The 16,273-nt window shown below is 57.5% G+C and carries 15 protein-coding genes; 9 read left to right on the forward strand and 6 right to left on the reverse strand.

All coding sequences use genetic code 11. The features are described 5' to 3' along the window. The first annotated feature begins 31 nt into the window (after nt 1-31). The 6 genes from GOX75_RS03030 (at nt 32) to GOX75_RS03055 (ending at nt 5,901) form a co-directional block, all read left to right on the forward strand. Nucleotides 32-640 carry a tetratricopeptide repeat protein gene (locus tag GOX75_RS03030; RefSeq protein WP_171121121.1) on the forward strand — a complete coding sequence of 203 codons (609 nt, stop codon included), beginning with the start codon at nt 32-34 and terminating at the stop codon, nt 638-640. Nucleotides 641-656: 16 nt separating this feature from the next. Further along, the gene (locus tag GOX75_RS03035) at nt 657-3,440 is read left to right on the forward strand and encodes a helicase-related protein (protein WP_171121122.1); all 2,784 of its coding nucleotides are present in this window, start codon (nt 657-659) and stop codon (nt 3,438-3,440) included. Between the two features lie 6 nt (nt 3,441-3,446). Continuing rightward, the gene (locus GOX75_RS03040; protein ID WP_171121123.1) at nt 3,447-3,812 is read left to right on the forward strand and encodes an RNA-binding S4 domain-containing protein; all 366 of its coding nucleotides are present in this window, start codon (nt 3,447-3,449) and stop codon (nt 3,810-3,812) included. A gap of 66 nt (nt 3,813-3,878) precedes the next feature. Next, complete coding sequence (fdxA, locus tag GOX75_RS03045; RefSeq protein WP_171121124.1) at nt 3,879-4,217, forward strand: ferredoxin FdxA; 339 nt, start codon at nt 3,879-3,881, stop codon at nt 4,215-4,217. Nucleotides 4,218-4,500: 283 nt separating this feature from the next. Further along, nucleotides 4,501-5,016, forward strand: coding sequence for a CarD family transcriptional regulator (locus tag GOX75_RS03050; protein ID WP_170348382.1), 516 nt, complete (start codon nt 4,501-4,503; stop codon nt 5,014-5,016). Nucleotides 5,017-5,130: 114 nt separating this feature from the next. Beyond that, nucleotides 5,131-5,901, forward strand: coding sequence for an ion channel (locus GOX75_RS03055; RefSeq protein WP_171121125.1), 771 nt, complete (start codon nt 5,131-5,133; stop codon nt 5,899-5,901). Here the strand turns inward: GOX75_RS03055 and cobS are convergent. Then, a complete protein-coding gene (gene cobS, locus GOX75_RS03060) occupies nt 5,898-6,710 on the reverse strand; it encodes an adenosylcobinamide-GDP ribazoletransferase (RefSeq protein WP_371808135.1) in 813 nt (270 codons plus the stop codon). The two genes, GOX75_RS03055 and cobS, sit on opposite strands and share 4 nt — an antisense overlap. Before the next feature lie 31 nt (nt 6,711-6,741). Here cobS and cobT point away from each other — a divergent pair, with 31 nt between their 5' ends. Beyond that, entirely contained in the window at nt 6,742-7,755 is a 1,014-nt protein-coding gene (gene cobT, locus GOX75_RS03065; protein WP_171121126.1) for a nicotinate-nucleotide--dimethylbenzimidazole phosphoribosyltransferase, read from the forward strand. Nucleotides 7,756-7,780: 25 nt separating this feature from the next. On the opposite strand, the gene GOX75_RS03070 is transcribed toward cobT, so the two are convergent. Both GOX75_RS03070 and GOX75_RS03075 read right to left on the reverse strand, forming a co-directional pair. Continuing rightward, complete coding sequence (locus GOX75_RS03070; protein ID WP_171121127.1) at nt 7,781-9,661, reverse strand: monovalent cation:proton antiporter-2 (CPA2) family protein; 1,881 nt, start codon at nt 9,659-9,661, stop codon at nt 7,781-7,783. 19 nt (nt 9,662-9,680) lie between these two features. Next, the gene (locus GOX75_RS03075) at nt 9,681-10,136 is read right to left on the reverse strand and encodes an Lrp/AsnC family transcriptional regulator (RefSeq protein WP_171121128.1); all 456 of its coding nucleotides are present in this window, start codon (nt 10,134-10,136) and stop codon (nt 9,681-9,683) included. A gap of 147 nt (nt 10,137-10,283) precedes the next feature. Here GOX75_RS03075 and hppD point away from each other — a divergent pair, with 147 nt between their 5' ends. Next, entirely contained in the window at nt 10,284-11,381 is a 1,098-nt protein-coding gene (hppD, locus tag GOX75_RS03080; RefSeq protein WP_171121129.1) for a 4-hydroxyphenylpyruvate dioxygenase, read from the forward strand. A gap of 55 nt (nt 11,382-11,436) precedes the next feature. On the opposite strand, the gene GOX75_RS03085 is transcribed toward hppD, so the two are convergent. Beyond that, the gene (locus GOX75_RS03085) at nt 11,437-13,362 is read right to left on the reverse strand and encodes a hypothetical protein (protein WP_171121130.1); all 1,926 of its coding nucleotides are present in this window, start codon (nt 13,360-13,362) and stop codon (nt 11,437-11,439) included. A 164-nt stretch (nt 13,363-13,526) separates the two neighbouring features. Here GOX75_RS03085 and GOX75_RS03090 point away from each other — a divergent pair, with 164 nt between their 5' ends. Further along, nucleotides 13,527-14,222 carry an SIMPL domain-containing protein gene (locus tag GOX75_RS03090; RefSeq protein ID WP_171121131.1) on the forward strand — a complete coding sequence of 232 codons (696 nt, stop codon included), beginning with the start codon at nt 13,527-13,529 and terminating at the stop codon, nt 14,220-14,222. 2 nt (nt 14,223-14,224) lie between these two features. On the opposite strand, the gene GOX75_RS03095 is transcribed toward GOX75_RS03090, so the two are convergent. Further along, nucleotides 14,225-14,935: a GNAT family N-acetyltransferase gene (locus tag GOX75_RS03095; RefSeq protein WP_171121132.1), complete on the reverse strand. Its 711-nt coding sequence runs from the start codon at nt 14,933-14,935 to the stop codon at nt 14,225-14,227. Nucleotides 14,936-14,938: 3 nt separating this feature from the next. Then, nucleotides 14,939-16,231 (reverse strand): O-acetylhomoserine aminocarboxypropyltransferase/cysteine synthase family protein, encoded by a 1,293-nt coding sequence (locus tag GOX75_RS03100; protein WP_171121133.1) that lies wholly within the window; start codon nt 16,229-16,231, stop codon nt 14,939-14,941. Nucleotides 16,232-16,273: the final 42 nt, after the last annotated feature.

Genomic DNA, 16,273 nt, shown 5'->3' on the forward strand with positions numbered 1-16,273 from the left:
GATTCTCCTCACTTTGATTTGAGCGCGAGGAATGGACATCCTTCTGCGCTACGCTACACTGAACGTTGTTATGGGCACTAATTACACAAATCTCAAAGGTATCGTTGCGGCAACCGCAATGCTAGTCACGTTTTCCATTCCTTGTGTCGCTCAGACCGCCGATTCCCGGGACGAAACCGAATTGCTTGAACAACTGGCGCAGTCGACGCCGGAACAGGCGCTGGGGTTAGACCGGCAGCTTAAGGCGCTGTGGGCTTTGTCCGGGTCTGCATCGGCGGACCTGTTGCTGGAACGCGGGCGTGAGGCATTGGATGACGGTGACACAAAGGCAGCAATTGATCACTTGACGGCTTTGACCGACCACGCGCCCGAGTTCGCAGAGGGCTGGCATGTCCGTGCCTCGGCGTTTTTCGGGATCGAGCGTTTTGGAATGGCTGCGGCCGATCTGGAGCAGGCCCTGACTTTAAATCCCAACAATTACGAGGCGATTTACGGCTTGGGTTTGATTTTCGAGATTGTCGGTCAGCCTGATAAGGCGCTTGCGGCTTATGAACGCGCGCTGGCTATACATCCCCATCACGAAGAAGTAACCAATGCCGTGAATCGACTGAAGCCTCAGGTCGAGGGCTCGGCCCTCTAAGGGGCAGGGGGCAAGAGTGAGCGGGTCATCCCGAATTGTGGCCGTACTTGGCCCGACGAACACAGGTAAAACCCATTACGCGATCGAGCGGATGCTGGGTCACCGGACAGGTGTGATCGGTCTGCCGCTACGCCTGCTAGCACGCGAGGTCTATGACAAGATCGTTGCCATTCGCGGGCCGTCTGTCGTGGCGCTGGTCACGGGTGAGGAACGCATTGTGCCCCCGCGCACCCAGTATTGGGTCTGCACCGTCGAAGCGATGCCCGAGGGCATGGGCGCTGATTTTGTGGCCATCGACGAAATCCAGCTCTGCACCGACCCCGAGCGCGGCCATGTCTTCACCGATCGCCTGTTGCGGTCGCGCGGCACAAGCGAAACGCTTTTTCTGGGCTCGGACACAATGCGCGGCCCCATCGCGGCGTTGGTCCCCGAGGCGCAGTTTGTGCGGCGCGAACGCATGTCTCAGCTTGTTTATGCCGGGTCGAAAAAGATCAGCCGGATGCCTCCGCGTAGCGCCATCGTCGGGTTCTCGGTCGATAGTGTTTATGCCATTGCGGAACTTCTGCGCCGTCAAAAGGGTGGGGCGGCGGTCGTCATGGGCGCGCTTAGCCCGCGCACGCGGAATGCGCAGGTGGACCTCTATCAGAATGGCGAGGTCGATTATCTGGTCGCCACCGATGCCATCGGCATGGGGCTGAATCTGGATGTAAATCATGTGGCGTTTTCCTCGCTGACCAAATTCGACGGTCGGCGGATGCGACCCTTGGCCCCCAACGAACTGGCACAGATCGCTGGCCGGGCAGGGCGTGGCATGTCGGACGGCACGTTCGGCGTCACGGGCGAGGCCCCTCCGCTGGATGAAGGTGTGGCGCAGGCGATCATGGACAGCCGCTTTACGCCGATGAAAAAGCTGAACTGGCGGAATGCCGCCCTGCGGTTTGGCTCGATCGAGGCGCTGATCACATCGCTTGAGGTTGGCCCGGACAATGAAAACCTGCTCAAGGCGCGCCCGGCCGACGACCTGAACGTGCTGAAATCGCTGTCACAAGTGACCGAGGTCATGGCCCGCGCCAGCGATCCGCAATCCATCCGTCTGCTGTGGGATGTCTGCCGAATCCCCGATTTTCGCGGTATCAGCCATGCCGAACATGCCAGCCTGCTCGAGGTGATCTACGGCTATCTGCATGAGCGTCAGTCGATCCCTGATGACTTTATGGCGCGGCAAATCCGCCGGATTGACCGGACAGACGGAGATATTGATGCACTGTCCAAACGGCTGGCATATATTCGCACCTGGACATATGTTGCGCAACGAAACGGATGGGTGCGTGACGAATCCCATTGGCGTGAGGAAACGCGCACTGTAGAAGACAGGCTGTCGGACGCTTTGCATGACCGTCTGACCCAACGATTTGTGGACCGGCGCACATCCGTTTTGCTGCGGCGGCTCAAACAGAAGGAGGCCCTTTTGGCCGAAGTAAATGACAAGGGTGAAGTGACCGTCGAAGGCGAATTCGTCGGTCGTCTGGAAGGGTTCCGGTTCATTCCGGACAAAGCCGCGCAGGGGACCGAGGCGAAAGCCTTGAAATCGGCGTCCTTGCAGGCTCTCGCGCCGCAATTCCATCTGCGTGCCGACCGCTTCTACAACGCGCCCGATACCGAAATTGATTTCACCGAACAAGGTGGCCTGATGTGGGGCGAATATGCTGTCGGCAAGTTGGTCGCCGGGGCTGAGCCACTCAAGCCCATGGTTGAAGTCTTCGTGGACGAAGCCGCAGGCCCTGACGTTGACCAGAAGGTGCAGCGCCGTCTGCAACACTTCATCGACCGTAAGGTTGCCGCGCTGTTCGAGCCGCTGCTGAACCTGTCGCGGGACGAGGAACTGTCCGGTCTGGCCAAAGGCTTTGCCTTCCGCATGGTCGAAGCTTTGGGCGTGCTGCCCCGCGCGCAGGTCGCGCAAGAGGTCAAGGATCTGGATCAGGACGCCCGCGGTGCGCTGCGCAAGCACGGCATCCGGTTCGGTCAGTTCACCATCTTCATGCCACTGCTGCTGAAACCCGCGCCGACGCGCCTGCGTCTGGTGTTGTGGGCACTGTCCAGCGGGCTGCAGGAATTCCCCGAAGCACCACCTCCGGGTCTTGTGACTGTTCCTGTCGCTAAAGATGCGCCCAAAGGCTATGACACAATGTGCGGCTATCGTGACGCAGGTGAACGCTCGATCCGCATCGACATGCTGGAGCGTCTGGCCGATATGCTGCGGTCTGAGGACAGCCGTGGCGGGTTCGAAGCCAAGCCCGACATGCTGTCGATCACCGGCATGACGTTGGAACAATTCGCCGACCTGATGCAGGGCTTGGGCTATAAGGCCGAGCGTGGCGAGCGTGAAAAGATCAAAGTCACGTCTGCGGAACAACCTGTGGTAGATGCGCCCGAGCAACCTGCCGCCGAAGAAACCCCGGCAGATGCAGTCGCGACAGATAATGCAACTGTATCCGCCGAGGTGCCAGCCGAGGCCCCGGCCGCAGAACCCGCAAGCGAAGAGCCCGAGGTTGAGGTCTTCTATACCTTCACATGGGGCCGTCAGCGCCAGCCGAACCGTGGCCCGCGCCGTGAACAGGGGCAGGGTAAGGGCAAGCCGCGTGGGAAACCTCAGGACGGTCGTGGAAAGCCACACGGCAAGAAGGGTGGCAAGCCGCAGGGCGCGAAGTCTTTCTCGGCCCGTCCGCCCAAGAAAGAAAAAGCCATTGATCCCGACAATCCCTTCGCCGCTGCGCTGATGGGGCTGAAGGACGGCAACTAAGCGCTGATGTCCGAGAGCAAGCTGCGGATCGACAAATGGTTGTGGCAGGCGCGGTTCTTCAAGACCCGCAGCCTGTCTGCCAAACAGGTCAGCGGCGGCCATGTGCGCGTTAACGGCAACCGGGTGCTGAAACCGGCGACAGCCATCGGCACCGGTGATGTATTAACCTTCCCGCAGGGCCGCATCGTTCGGGTTGTCCGCGTGGAAAAGCTGGGTGATCGTCGCGGGCCTGCGACCGAAGCTCAAACGCTTTATGTTGATTTGACCGAAAAACAGGACACACCGCCACGAAATCCCGGGTTCGAGGGAAAAGGTCGTCCAACCAAGAAAGATCGGCGTGCTCTTGATCTTTCTCGCACTCAAGATAGCTGATCCTATCTTGAAGCTGACGCCAGACTGATTTAGCTAGACGCCCAAAGCGCAAACGGGAATCCGACCATGACCTACGTTGTCACTGAAAACTGCATTGGCTGCAAATACACCGACTGTGTCGAGGTATGCCCGGTGGATTGTTTCTATGAAGGTGAGAACACGTTGGTCATTCATCCCGATGAATGCATCGACTGCGGCGTGTGTGAACCCGAATGCCCTGCAGACGCCATCCGCCCCGATACCGAGCCGGGGATGGATCAATGGGTCGAGTTCAACCGGAAATACTCGGAAATGTGGCCGGTGATCGTGACCAAGAAAGACCCGCTGCCCGAGGCCGAAGAACGTGACGGCGAAGAAGGTAAGATGGAGAAGTATTTCTCTGAAGCTCCGGGTGAGGGCGGCTAACCGATTCGTTTTTATCAACCGGTCAGTCAATATCGGAAATACCGCCTAAGCTATTGGACAAAAATAGTTTTGTAAGGCACCTGAACTGTGCTGCTTTCGTATGTCTCAGTTTTGTGATATACTCAAAAGCTGAATGATGACTGAGTTGGGGATGTGCTCCGTAAGTATGTGCGCTTTGGAGTTCTGATTTATTGACAAATACACCGCCTGACCGGGCCGAAGATGGCGCGGGCTGGTGTGTTGTTTTGTCTGTCCTTCGCTCTGGAAACAAGGATGAACCTGTATGTCTAAGTCGAAAAAGCTTGAGTTCCGCCCGAACGATTACGTTGTTTACCCTGCCCATGGCGTGGGTCAGATCATCTCGATCGAAGAACAGGAAGTCGCGGGATACTCGCTTGAGCTGTTCGTCATCTCGTTTGAAAAAGACAAAATGACCCTGCGGGTCCCAACCAACAAGGTCACCGAATCCGGTCTGCGCTCGCTGAGTTCGCCAGATGTGATTAGTCAGGCGATGAAAACCCTAAAAGGTAAGGCCAAGGTAAAGCGGGCCATGTGGTCGCGCCGTGCGCAGGAATACGAACAAAAGATCAACTCGGGCGATCTGATCTCGATCGCCGAGGTGGTTCGTGACCTGCACCGCACCGATGACCAGCGTGAGCAGAGCTATTCCGAGCGTCAGCTTTACGAAGCCGCGTTGGAACGTCTGACCCGTGAAGTTGCCGCTGTTTCCGGCGCCGGCGAAGTGTCTGCTGCCAAACAAGTGGATGAGGTTCTGACCTCGCGCGCAGCCGCCGCCTGACCTCGCAGAATGTCGATTTAAGGCCGCTCTGATAACAGGGCGGCCTTTTTCGTGCCCAAGCGCTTGGTGAATTGCCTGATTGCGGGTAATTTCCCTGTAAACAGAGGCGGGTACATGGCCAAGGTAAAGCAGACCCTCAAGTATCTCTATATCGGGCGCGATACGATTTCCGTCTGGTTCCGCTATGGGCTGATCCTGTTTGATCTTGTGACGATCGTGTTCTTTGTCGCTACGGCCCATGTTCCGCACGGGCCGGGGCTGACGGTTCTAAGCATGTTCATCGGTCTGTTGATCCTGTGCGATTTCTCGGCGCGGCTTTGGATATCAAAGGATCGGTGGAAACTTTTCTTCAAGGTCTACACGCTTGCTGATCTGGTCGTGATCATTTCGTTGATGCTGGATCCATTCGTTTCCGGCAATCTGGCGTTCCTGCGTATTCTGCGCGCGTTGCGATTGATTCACTCCTATCACCTGCTCAGAGATTTGCGCCGTGATGTTGAGTTCTTCCGAACCCACGAAGACGCCGTGATAGCGGCCATTAACCTGTTGGTGTTCGTGTTCGTGACCTCAACCGCTGTTCTGGTCTTTTTTATCCCCGAGGAGAGTCAGACTGCCTATATCGACGCGCTGTATTTTACGATGGCAACGCTGACGACCACCGGTTTTGGTGACATCACCTTGGCGACACCGGGGGGGAAGCTGTTTTCAGTGTTCATTATGGTTGTTGGCGTCGCGCTGTTTGTTCGATTGGCGCAAGCGATCTTTATGCCGCAGAAAGTGCGCCACAAGTGCCCAAGCTGTGGTCTGTTTCGCCATGATCCCGACGCAGTGCATTGCAAGCATTGCGGCGAAGTTCTGAAAATCGAAACCGGAGGCGTTTCTTAGGACGCTACGACCAGAACCAGCAGGAATGCGATTTCGGACACTTGTTGCGTTGCGCCCAGAACATCTCCGGTTTGGCCTCTGATCTTGGCTTTTGCGACAACGGCGATAACAAACAGGCATATGGCAATAACCAGTATCGCGGCCATTGCTGGGGCACCTACCAAAACCATCGCACATACCAGTGCAACCAACGCGCCCAATGCGACTGAACCAGCACTGGGTGCCCCGACCGAGTGGCTTAGGCCCGCGCGCCGTGCATTTGGAAGTGAGGCCATCAAAACCGGCATCGCTGCGCGGGAAACGATGCATGCGGCTAAGATGCCCGACAAGCCACCCTGGGACAGCAGCGTCGCTATCAAAACGACGCGCAGGCCTTGCGATATCAACAGAGCCAGGACGCCATAGGTTCCGATTTGGCTGTCTTTCATGATTTCAAGCCGTCGTTCGGGGGTAAACCCTCCCCAAAACCCATCTACCGTGTCCGCAAGCCCATCTTCGTGCATGGCACCCGTGCACAGTATCAGAACGGCAATGACGAGTATTGCGCTGGCCAAGGGCGGAAGGTTTACTGCGACGCAGGCCCACCCGATAGCGCTGGCAAGTAGGCCGACGACCAGCCCAACAACAGGGAAGGCCCAGGCCGCATCTGCCTGGCGTTCAAAAACGTGTTCAGGCAGTCGCGGAAGCGGTAGGCGTGTCAAAAGAACCAGCGCCACAGGAATATCCCATCTGGAAACGAGGTTGGTGTCGGTTTTTTGCACTCCCATGCCTTTCTGGGTCTTGCCGGATTGATCGCTTTGGTTAAACACGCAGGACCACTCTGATGCAACGAGGCTTTGAATGCTGCCCGAACTGACCGATCTGAATTCCTTTCGTCAAGCTCTGAGCGGGGCCCCCGGTCCTGACGATGATGCCGCGCAAGGTGCGGCTGAACGAAACGGTCAATTGACAAAACCACCGGGAGCGTTGGGGCGGCTGGAAGATCTGGCGATCTGGTATGCCGGATGGCGTCAAGATGCGCGCCCTCAGATAATCGCGCCTCAGGTCATCGTTTTTGCTGGCAATCATGGGGTCACTGCGCAGGATGTATCAGCTTTTCCGCCTGAAGTGACCGTTCAGATGGTTGCGAATTTTGAGCATGGCGGAGCGGCGATCAACCAATTGGCCAAGGCCGCCGGTGCCACCATGCACGTACACGCGCTGAATCTGGATGTCCCGACAACGGATTTCACAACCGGACCAGCCCTGTCGGAAGATGAGTTGCTGCAGGCGTTGCAAACCGGGTGGAGCTCGGTGAACCCCAATGCTGACCTTTTGGTTGTTGGTGAGATGGGGATAGGAAATACCACCCCGGCGGCTGCGATTGCGTGTGCGTTGTTCGGCGGCGAGGCGTCCGATTGGACCGGGCGTGGAACCGGCGTTGACGATGCGGGTCTGGCAAACAAGACGCGGGTCGTCGCCGAAGGTGTGTCCTTGCATGCAGGCACGGGCGATGGTCTGGAAATTCTGCGCCGACTTGGGGGACGGGAAATCGCGGCCATGGCCGGAGCGATCGCTGCCGCCCGTGCATTGCGCATTCCTGTCATCTTGGATGGGTTCATCTGTTCTGCTGCCGCAGCTTGTTTGGCTGAGACGGTCAAAGGCGCGTTGGACCACACCGTAGCAGGACATCAAAGTGCCGAAGGCGCGCATGGGGCCGTTTTGGTAAAGTTAGGTAAAGAGCCGCTCTTGAACCTTGGCCTGCGTCTTGGCGAAGGCTCTGGAGGAGCGCTGGCAATCAATATCCTGAAAAGCGCCGTGGCCTGCCATTCCGGAATGGCGACATTTGCCGAGGCAGGCGTGTCGGACGGGTAATCAATGCAGCCTGATCCATGACGGATCACGCGGACTTTTTCGCGTGTTTTTCGGAAAGCTCCAGCAACTCGGTCTCAAGGTCTTTTTCCAGTTGCTGTGCGCGTTCGATGTATTTCTTGTTTTCAGCCGTCGGCATTCCGGGAACCCAAAGTTCAGCAAGCTCGCGGACGGACATCCTGTCGTGGTGATAAAAGGTCTGTTCGGCGTGGGCTGCCTCGTACTCACTAAGTCCGATATTTTCGAGGACATACCGGCCCGCACGTAGTGATCCGTCGAACATCTCGCGCACGATATCGTCCGCGCCGGCCTGGTACAGCTCATAAACATGGGTACGATCATGCGCGCGCGCGACGATGTGCAGGTCGGGGCGCTGGCGGCGTGCAAAACTGACAAGACGGGTGACCGTCTTTGGATCGTCCATCGCCGCAACCAGAACCGCAGCTTTCTCAAGCCCCGCGGCCCGCAAAAGTTCGGGTCGGGTGGGGTCGCCTAGAAACCCCTTGACCCCGAAGCGGCGCATAAGCTGGATCGTTTCGATGTCGTGATCCAAAACGATCGTCTTGAAACCGCTGGCGCGCACCAAACGGTTTACGATCTGACCAAAGCGACCGATGCCTGCAATGATCACTGGGCCTTTCTCGTCGATCTCATCCGGTTCAGGGGTTGGTGTTCCCTCGCCGATACGCCGCGAGAGCAGGTCGAAGATGATAAACAAAAGCGGTGTGATCAGCATCGTCAACGCGATGATCATCAACAGTTTTTGCGACAGGTCCGGGAGGATCACGTTCTGCTGGGTCGAAAAGGCCAGAAGAACAAAGCCAAACTCACCAGCTTGCGCCAGACCCAGTGTGAACAGCCAGTGATCACGTCCCCGCAGCTTGAATGCGCGACCAACCAGATACAGAATGATCCCTTTGGCCAGGATGACCAGCAAGGCCAACCCAATCAGATCAAACGGGTCATTGAAGAAATAGCCGATATCAATTCCGGCGCCGACCGTGATGAAGAACAGGCCAAGAAACAGGCCTTTGAACGGCTCCAGATCGCTTTCCATCTCGTGACGGAATTCTGAGCTGGCGAGAACCACGCCGGCCAGAAACGCACCAAGGGCAGGGGACAGGCCCACGAGGGTCATCAGGAAGGAAATGCCGACTACGATCATAAGGGCAAGCGCCGTATACATTTCGCGCAGACGGGTTGCGTGGATAAAGCGGAACAAGGGGCGCGTCAGGTAAATCCCGGCAAGAATGACAAATGCAACCGCGCCGATGGTGACAAGCGTCACGGCCCAACCCGGTAGCCCTTCAACCAGCGACAAGCTGTGATGCGCGGTATCGTGAAGGTCCTTCACCCCACGGTCGATAGAGCCGTCATCTTCGAAATGAGGCATGGCAGGCATGGCCAAAAGCGGCAGCAACGCCAGAATTGGGATAACCGCGATATCCTGTGTCAAAAGCACGGAAAAGGTGGCGCGCCCCCCGTTCGTTTGCATCAACCCCTTTTCCGAAAGGGTTTGCAAGACGATCGCCGTTGAAGACAAAGACAAGGTCAATCCAACGGCCAGGGCAACAGACCACGGATGGTTTGCATAAATAGCAACACCCGCGATCACAGCCGTCGATAGCAGTACTTGCAGACCACCCAAGCCCAACAGCCTGTCCCGCATATCCCAAAGGGCGCGCGGCTCAAGCTCTAGCCCAATTAGGAACAGCATCATGACGACGCCGAATTCAGCGACATGCTGCAGGCTTTCTGTTTCAGCCCCGACAAGGCCGAACATGGGGCCGATCACAATCCCGGCTGCCAGATATCCAAGAACAGATCCCAAACCCAGACGGGCCGACAAAGGCACGGCAATCACCGCGGCGGCCAGATAGATTGTCGCCTGATAAAGGAAGTCGTCCATTTTGGTCCTTTCGTTCGGGTCAGGTGGGCAGCGGCGCGTCGCGCTTGAGCTGGTCCATCACAATCTGGCTTTGCACTCTGGCTACTGCAGGATGCGGCAGTATCACCTGGTGAAGCAAGCGGTTCAGGGCAGAAAGATCGTCGCAATAAACATGGAGCAAATAATCCGCTTCTCCAGTCATCGTCCACGCGCTGGTGATCTCTGGGCGGGTGTCGACCATGCGGGAAAAGCTTTCGGATTGCTCGGGGCCGTGGGTGCCCAGATGAACCTGTATGAAGCCTTGAACCTGTAGTCCCAATTTCAGCGGATCCAGCCGGGCAGCATAGCCTGTGATATAGCCTTCAGCCTCAAGCCTTTGCCGTCGCCGCCCTGCCTGACTAGGCGACAGGTTCAACATTTCCCCCAACTGATGCGCAGTCAAATGCGCATTCTTCTGCAGCTCGGACAAAAGGCGTGTGTCGGTGGAGTCCAGCATATGCGAAAATTCTCTAAAATATTCGTAAACCATGCGCAAATCGCGCGTTCTATATTAGGTTACACGAAAACAATGCGCAGAAAAAGCATTGGATAAGGCGTATTTTGGAATCAGCAAAGAAATTCCTGTTATTTACGGAGACGCGCCATGGGTCCTTTCCCGCACAACGCCCCGAAATCTGTCATCAGCTCTGAAAACCCCGCCGGAACCGACGGGTTCGAGTTTGTTGAGTTTGCTCACCCCGATCCTCAGGAACTGCGCGACCTGTTTGCCAAGATGGGGTTCGAACTGGTTGGGCATCACAAGGACAAACCGGCGGTTGAACTCTGGCAACAGGGGGATGTGACATACATTCTGAACGCAGACGAAGATAGCTTTGCCGCGAAATTTGTGGCCGAGCACGGCCCCTGCGCCCCTTCGATGGGGTGGCGGGTAGTGGACGCCCAAAAAGCGTATGAGCACGCTGTGTCCAAAGGGGCAGAGCCTTATGACGCCGAAGACAAGACAATGAACGTCCCTGCGATCAAGGGGATTGGTGGGTCGCTGATCTATTTTATTGATCAGTATTACGATACCTCGCCCTATAACGAAGAATTCACCTGGACCAAGCAATCAAAGCCGCGCGGTGACGGGTTTTATTACCTCGATCACCTGACGCACAATGTCTACAAGGGCAACATGGACAAATGGTTCAAGTTCTACGGTGATCTGTTTAACTTCCGCGAAATTCGTTTCTTTGACATTCAGGGAAAGTTCACCGGCCTTTTCAGCCGCGCATTGACGTCGCCCTGCGGACGCATTCGCATTCCGATCAATGAAGATCGTGGCGAAACGGGCCAGATCGTGTCGTACCTGAAAAAGTACAAGGGTGAAGGCATTCAGCATATCGCCGTGGGCAGCGAAGATATCTACGCGTCGACCGATGCAATCGCGGAAAAGGGTTTGAAATTCATGCCAGGTCCGAACGAAGCCTACTACAAGATGTCTACGGATCGGGTCGCTGATCACGAAGAACCGCTGGACCGGATGACGAAACACGGAATCCTGATCGACGGAGAAGGCGTTCTGGATGGGGGCGAGACCCGCATTCTGCTTCAGATATTCTCAAAGACCGTCATCGGTCCGATCTTCTTCGAGTTCATTCAACGCAAAGGTGACGATGGATTTGGCGAAGGTAATTTCCAGGCCCTGTTCGAATCCATCGAGCGTGAGCAGATCGAAAGCGGCGAGATTTCCGCGGCTTAAAAGGACTGGCTAACGTAAGGCTCAGAGGGTGCGACTCAGCCTCTGAGCCTTTTCGTCAGCTTCGTGGCATTCGAAGGGTCACGTTCTGACCGCGTTTTTGATAGCGTAACTCGCTGTCACTAATGGCGACCACATTTCCGCCATCCAGCCGATCCCCGACCTTCAGCTTTTTGTAGCGGCCACTGGGAAGCCGCACCAGCGCGCGCCTGTTTGCCGGGGAGCCGTAGACGCCAATCAGATTAAGTTTGCGCAGGTTGATCGCATTGTCGATTGTCGCCTGACGGGCAACCGATGCAGAAGACGGAATTTTCGGAGCAACGGCCCGTGCCTGGAAAGAACCCGCCTCATCGTTATTTTGTGGAACTGCTGCGGCTGACCCCAACCGGGCCGTATTTGTTTCCTGTCTTTGAATAAGCCCTGCCGGGCGCGGTTTGGGGCGCGGTACGCGCACCACCGCCAGCGCCGTTGGCGTGTGATCAACCTGTGGCCGCTCTTGAACAGATTTGGGGCGCAGCTTGGGCCTGACGCTGGCCAGTTCTTCGCGCGTTCGTCCACCCAATTGCTGACGCTCGAAGCGCTCAATCAAGTCACTGGGCCGGGGTTTCGGGCGTAACTCTGCCAAACGCGAGGTCAGTTCTTCGACGATGGGTTCTTGTTCAAAGCGAACCGGAACGTCTGGCGGCACCTTCGCTGGGCGCCCTAAATAGACCACGATGCCATCGGGATTCAGTGTGCCGTCCACTGTGGCCGCAACAAGCCCCCGGTCGTCCAGATCGAAACGCGTGCCGGGCTTGGTCGGGTCGGCGACCTGCTCAAACGGGGTGTCAGTGTCAAAGCTGCCGGCCTCCGGCAAGGCGATCGCATCCCGCGAAAGATCGGATTTGTCGATTGACGTAAAATAGACCGTCTCAGGTACGGCGGGTTCGGGGTCAGGCAGGAGGGCGGGGACGACGATCTGTGCACTGGCATGTACCTGTACGGGCTCTGGCTCGGGATCTTGTGCGACATCTTCAACGACAGTCGGGGCGATCTTTAGCGCCTCAAGAATTGCGGCGTCTGTTGGTGTCTCGTTCAACGCCTCAAGGATCGCGGCGTCGGTTGGGGAAATCTCACCCGCCAAGTCTTCATCTGCCGGCGGCGCCTTGGGTTCCGGTAGGGTGACGCTTGCCGTTTCCGATTCTTCGACGTCCAAAGCTTCGGTTTGCAAAGGCAACGGCACAGGTTCAACCGGTTCTTCCTGTACGTCGGCAAGTTCCGCATCCAAAGGCACATCGCCATCAGAGCCGAAAACGCCCCAACCGATCAAAACCACCGCGATCACCGCCGCTGCTGCCAATGGTATCGCAAGGCCTTGGGGCAGTTTCATTCCTGCAGTAGAACCTTGACCAGCGGTCGCCTGCGACGGGGCCGAGCGGAACTCAGCCGGGGTCGAAGATGCGGCTATCGCATGAACCGCAAGGCCGTCAGGCTCCTCTGGGGTGATGGGGGCGGCAGGGTGCGCAATCGGTTGGTCTGCCAAGGAAAACAGGGGGTCGGCCGGGTAATCCTGATCGTCCACTTGTGTTGTAAATTCTACCGGGATGAACCCGTGATCGGCAGCAAATGTCTGCGCCTCTTTCAGGGTCTGCTTGGCGACCGCGGCGATATAAGTGGTTGAGCCGCTGCTGACGGTGTCGAACGCCAATTCGTCCAGTTCATAGGGCGTTGCCTCGGACAAAGCAGTTCGAACGCGCTGATCCGTCCCGGCGGGATCAGACGCATCGGTTTCGACCGAAAGGAACCGGACCTGATCAGTTGGAAGGATCAGCCTACAACTCAGGTCGTTTTCCAGTGCGAAACCCTTGTTGCGCAGGTCTTCGATCTGCGCGTTCAGGTCTTCCACATCCAAGGAAACTTCGCCAACGCAGAACCACTCATCGTCCGCGAAGTGGTGCAAAGAAATCCCGGCAGAAGAAAAAGACAGCGCAAAGGCAGGTTTCATATTCCGGAGGAACCACAATTGTCATCATCAACGCGGGCGATGTCTCGTCCGCAGACTGACATTAAAGCAGGATCCCGCCGAGGGAAAGAAAAAGCCAATCCTTCCCCTTGTTCGGCAGACCGTTGCCACCCCATCTTAGTATAAATGAATTTGGAGGGAAGACCTTGAAGAACCTTGCTTTTCTGGCCGTCGTGCTGGCCATGACCACTGCGGGAATGGCACATGCGGAAGAACGTCGCATCTCAGTCGCCGCCGCTGGCACCGTTCAGACGGCCCCGGATATGGCGACGATCATTCTGGGTGTCACGAATGAGGATACGCAAGCGTCAACCGCGATGCAGGCCACGTCGGTCGCTGTATCTCAGATCCTCAGCAGGTTGGAGGAACTGGGAGTAGAAGCGCAGGATATCCAGACCCGAGATGTCTCTTTGTCGCCTGTGTGGTCCGGGCGCGGCAACCAGGCCGGAGAAAAGGCAGAGATCACGGGATTTGTCGCCTCGAACCGGGTGATCGTACGTGTTCAGGACCTTTCGCAGCTTGGATCGCTCATGGACGCTGTTATTCAGGACGGGGCTAATGACTTCGGCGGCCTCAGTTTCGGTGTCAAAGACCCGAAACCCCTTGAGGCCGAAGCGCGGGCCAAGGCCGTCGCCGAAGCGACCGCCAAGGCTGAACAATTGGCACAAGCTGCGAACCTGACTTTGGGCCCGGTCCAAACGATCAATGAACAGGTCGCAAGCGTCCGACCTGCCGCTCAGATGCGCGAGTTCAACATGGCAGACTCAGGTGGTGTGCCGGTCGCAGGCGGGGAAATCTCGATCTCTGTCACCGTTTCGATGGAGTTCGGAATTTCAGAGTAACCCTAGCTTTCGGCGCGGGCCTGCAGCGGATGGCGTTGCTGGCCCGTTTGGTCGAAATTGTCGGGCGACAGCCATGCTTCGAACGCGGAACGGACGCGGGGCCATTCAGTGTCGAGTATGGAATACCAAGCCGTATCCCGGTTGCGCCCCTTGTAATGCGCGGCCTGCCGGAAAATCCCTTCGAATGTGAATCCCAGACGTTCGGCCGCGCTGCGTGACGGGGCATTCAGTGCGTCGCATTTCCATTCATAGCGCCGGTAGCCCAGCTCATCGAACACGCGGCGCATCATCAGAAACATTGTTTCGCTCGAGGGCGGCTTGCGCTGCAATAGCGGCGAAAAGTGGATGTGCCCAACCTCGATGACGCCCGCAGCGGGGTCGATCCGAAGGAACGAGGCCATCCCAACCGGGGTGCCCTCGTGATCCAGTACCGTGTGAAACATCGGATCAGCGTCTACGCACGATGCACGCGCCCAAACTTCAAAGTCTTCTTCGGCCTTGAACGGACCGTATGGCAGGTAGGTCCAGTTCCGTCCGTCAGTATCGTTGGCAAACGCCCGGTATAATCCGGGCGCATGCCGGTTCACGTCCAGTGGCACGACCGAACAATAGCGCCCCTCCATCGGCGTGTAGGGCGGAGTCGGGCGTGGAAACTCGCCCGAAACCGGCAATCCGATGGGTTGGCCCAAGTCGTTCGTTACGTGCTCGACCATGATTTAGGCCGACGCTTTTGCAAGTGCCTGATCCAGGTCAGCGATCAGATCGCCGGCGTCTTCGATCCCGATGGATACGCGCACAACGCCGGGGCCGGCACCTGCGGCCTCTTGCTGTTCGGGGGTCAACTGGCGGTGGGTGGTCGAGGCCGAGTGGATGATGAGTGACCGTGCATCGCCCAGGTTGGCCACATGGCTAAAGATTTCCAACGCATTCACCAGCTTGACGCAGGCGTCATACCCACCTTTGACAGCAAAGGTGAACAGCGCGCCAGCGCCCTTCTTGTACTGCGCCTTGACCCGGTCGTTGTAAGGCGACGAGGGCAGCCCTGCATAGGTCACGTATTCCACCCGGTCATCCGCTTCGAGCCAGGCCGCGATTTTCTGAGCGTTCTCGACATGGCGCTCCATCCGCAGCGACAGGGTCTCTATCCCCATCAACGTATAGTGGGCAGCTTGCGGATTCATCGTCATGCCAAGATCGCGCAGACCGATGGCGATGCCATGGAAGGTGAAAGCCAACGGGCCGAACGTTTCGTGGAACTTCAGGCCGTGATAGGCGGGTTCAGGCTGGCCGAGCGAGGGGAATTTGTCATTCGCCGACCAGTCGAATTTGCCCGAATCCACGACGCAGCCGCCCGTTACGGTGCCGTTGCCGGTCAGGTATTTGGTGGTCGAATGCACCACCAGCGTCGCGCCATGCTCAATCGGGCGGCACAGGTATGGGGTGGCCGAGGTGTTGTCGACGATCAGAGGAATGCCCGCATCGTCGGCGACATCTGCCAGCGCACGGATATCGGTGACGTATCCGCCTGGGTTGGCGATGGATTCGCAGAATATCGCGCGGGTGTTGTCGTCGATGGCGGCCTTCACCGCGTCTACGTCATCCGTATCTACAAATGTGGCGGACCAGCCAAAGCGTTTGATGGTTTGGCTGAACTGCGTAACGGTCCCCCCATAAAGGCGCGTCGAAGCAACGATATTGCAGCCCGGAGTCATCAACGGGAACAACGCCATGATTTGCGCCGCGTGGCCCGAAGAACAGCAGACAGCGCCCACACCACCTTCCAGCGTGGCGATACGCTCCTGCAGAACGGCCACGGTTGGGTTGGTCAGGCGAGAGTAGATAAAGCCGACTTCCTGCAGGTTGAACAGGGCGGCCGCATGGTCTGCGTCACGAAAGACATACGCCGTTGTCTGGTAAATCGGGGTCTGACGCGCCCCCGTTGTCGGATCAGGGCGCGCACCAGCGTGAATTTGAAGCGTGTCAAAGCCGTAGGTTGGACCGTCTGACATCGTTGAACTCTCCCTCTGGAATGTGTGTTGCTGACTCTCTAG

This window comes from Ruegeria sp. HKCCD7251 (assembly GCF_013031165.1).
GTDB lineage: Bacteria > Pseudomonadota > Alphaproteobacteria > Rhodobacterales > Rhodobacteraceae > Ruegeria.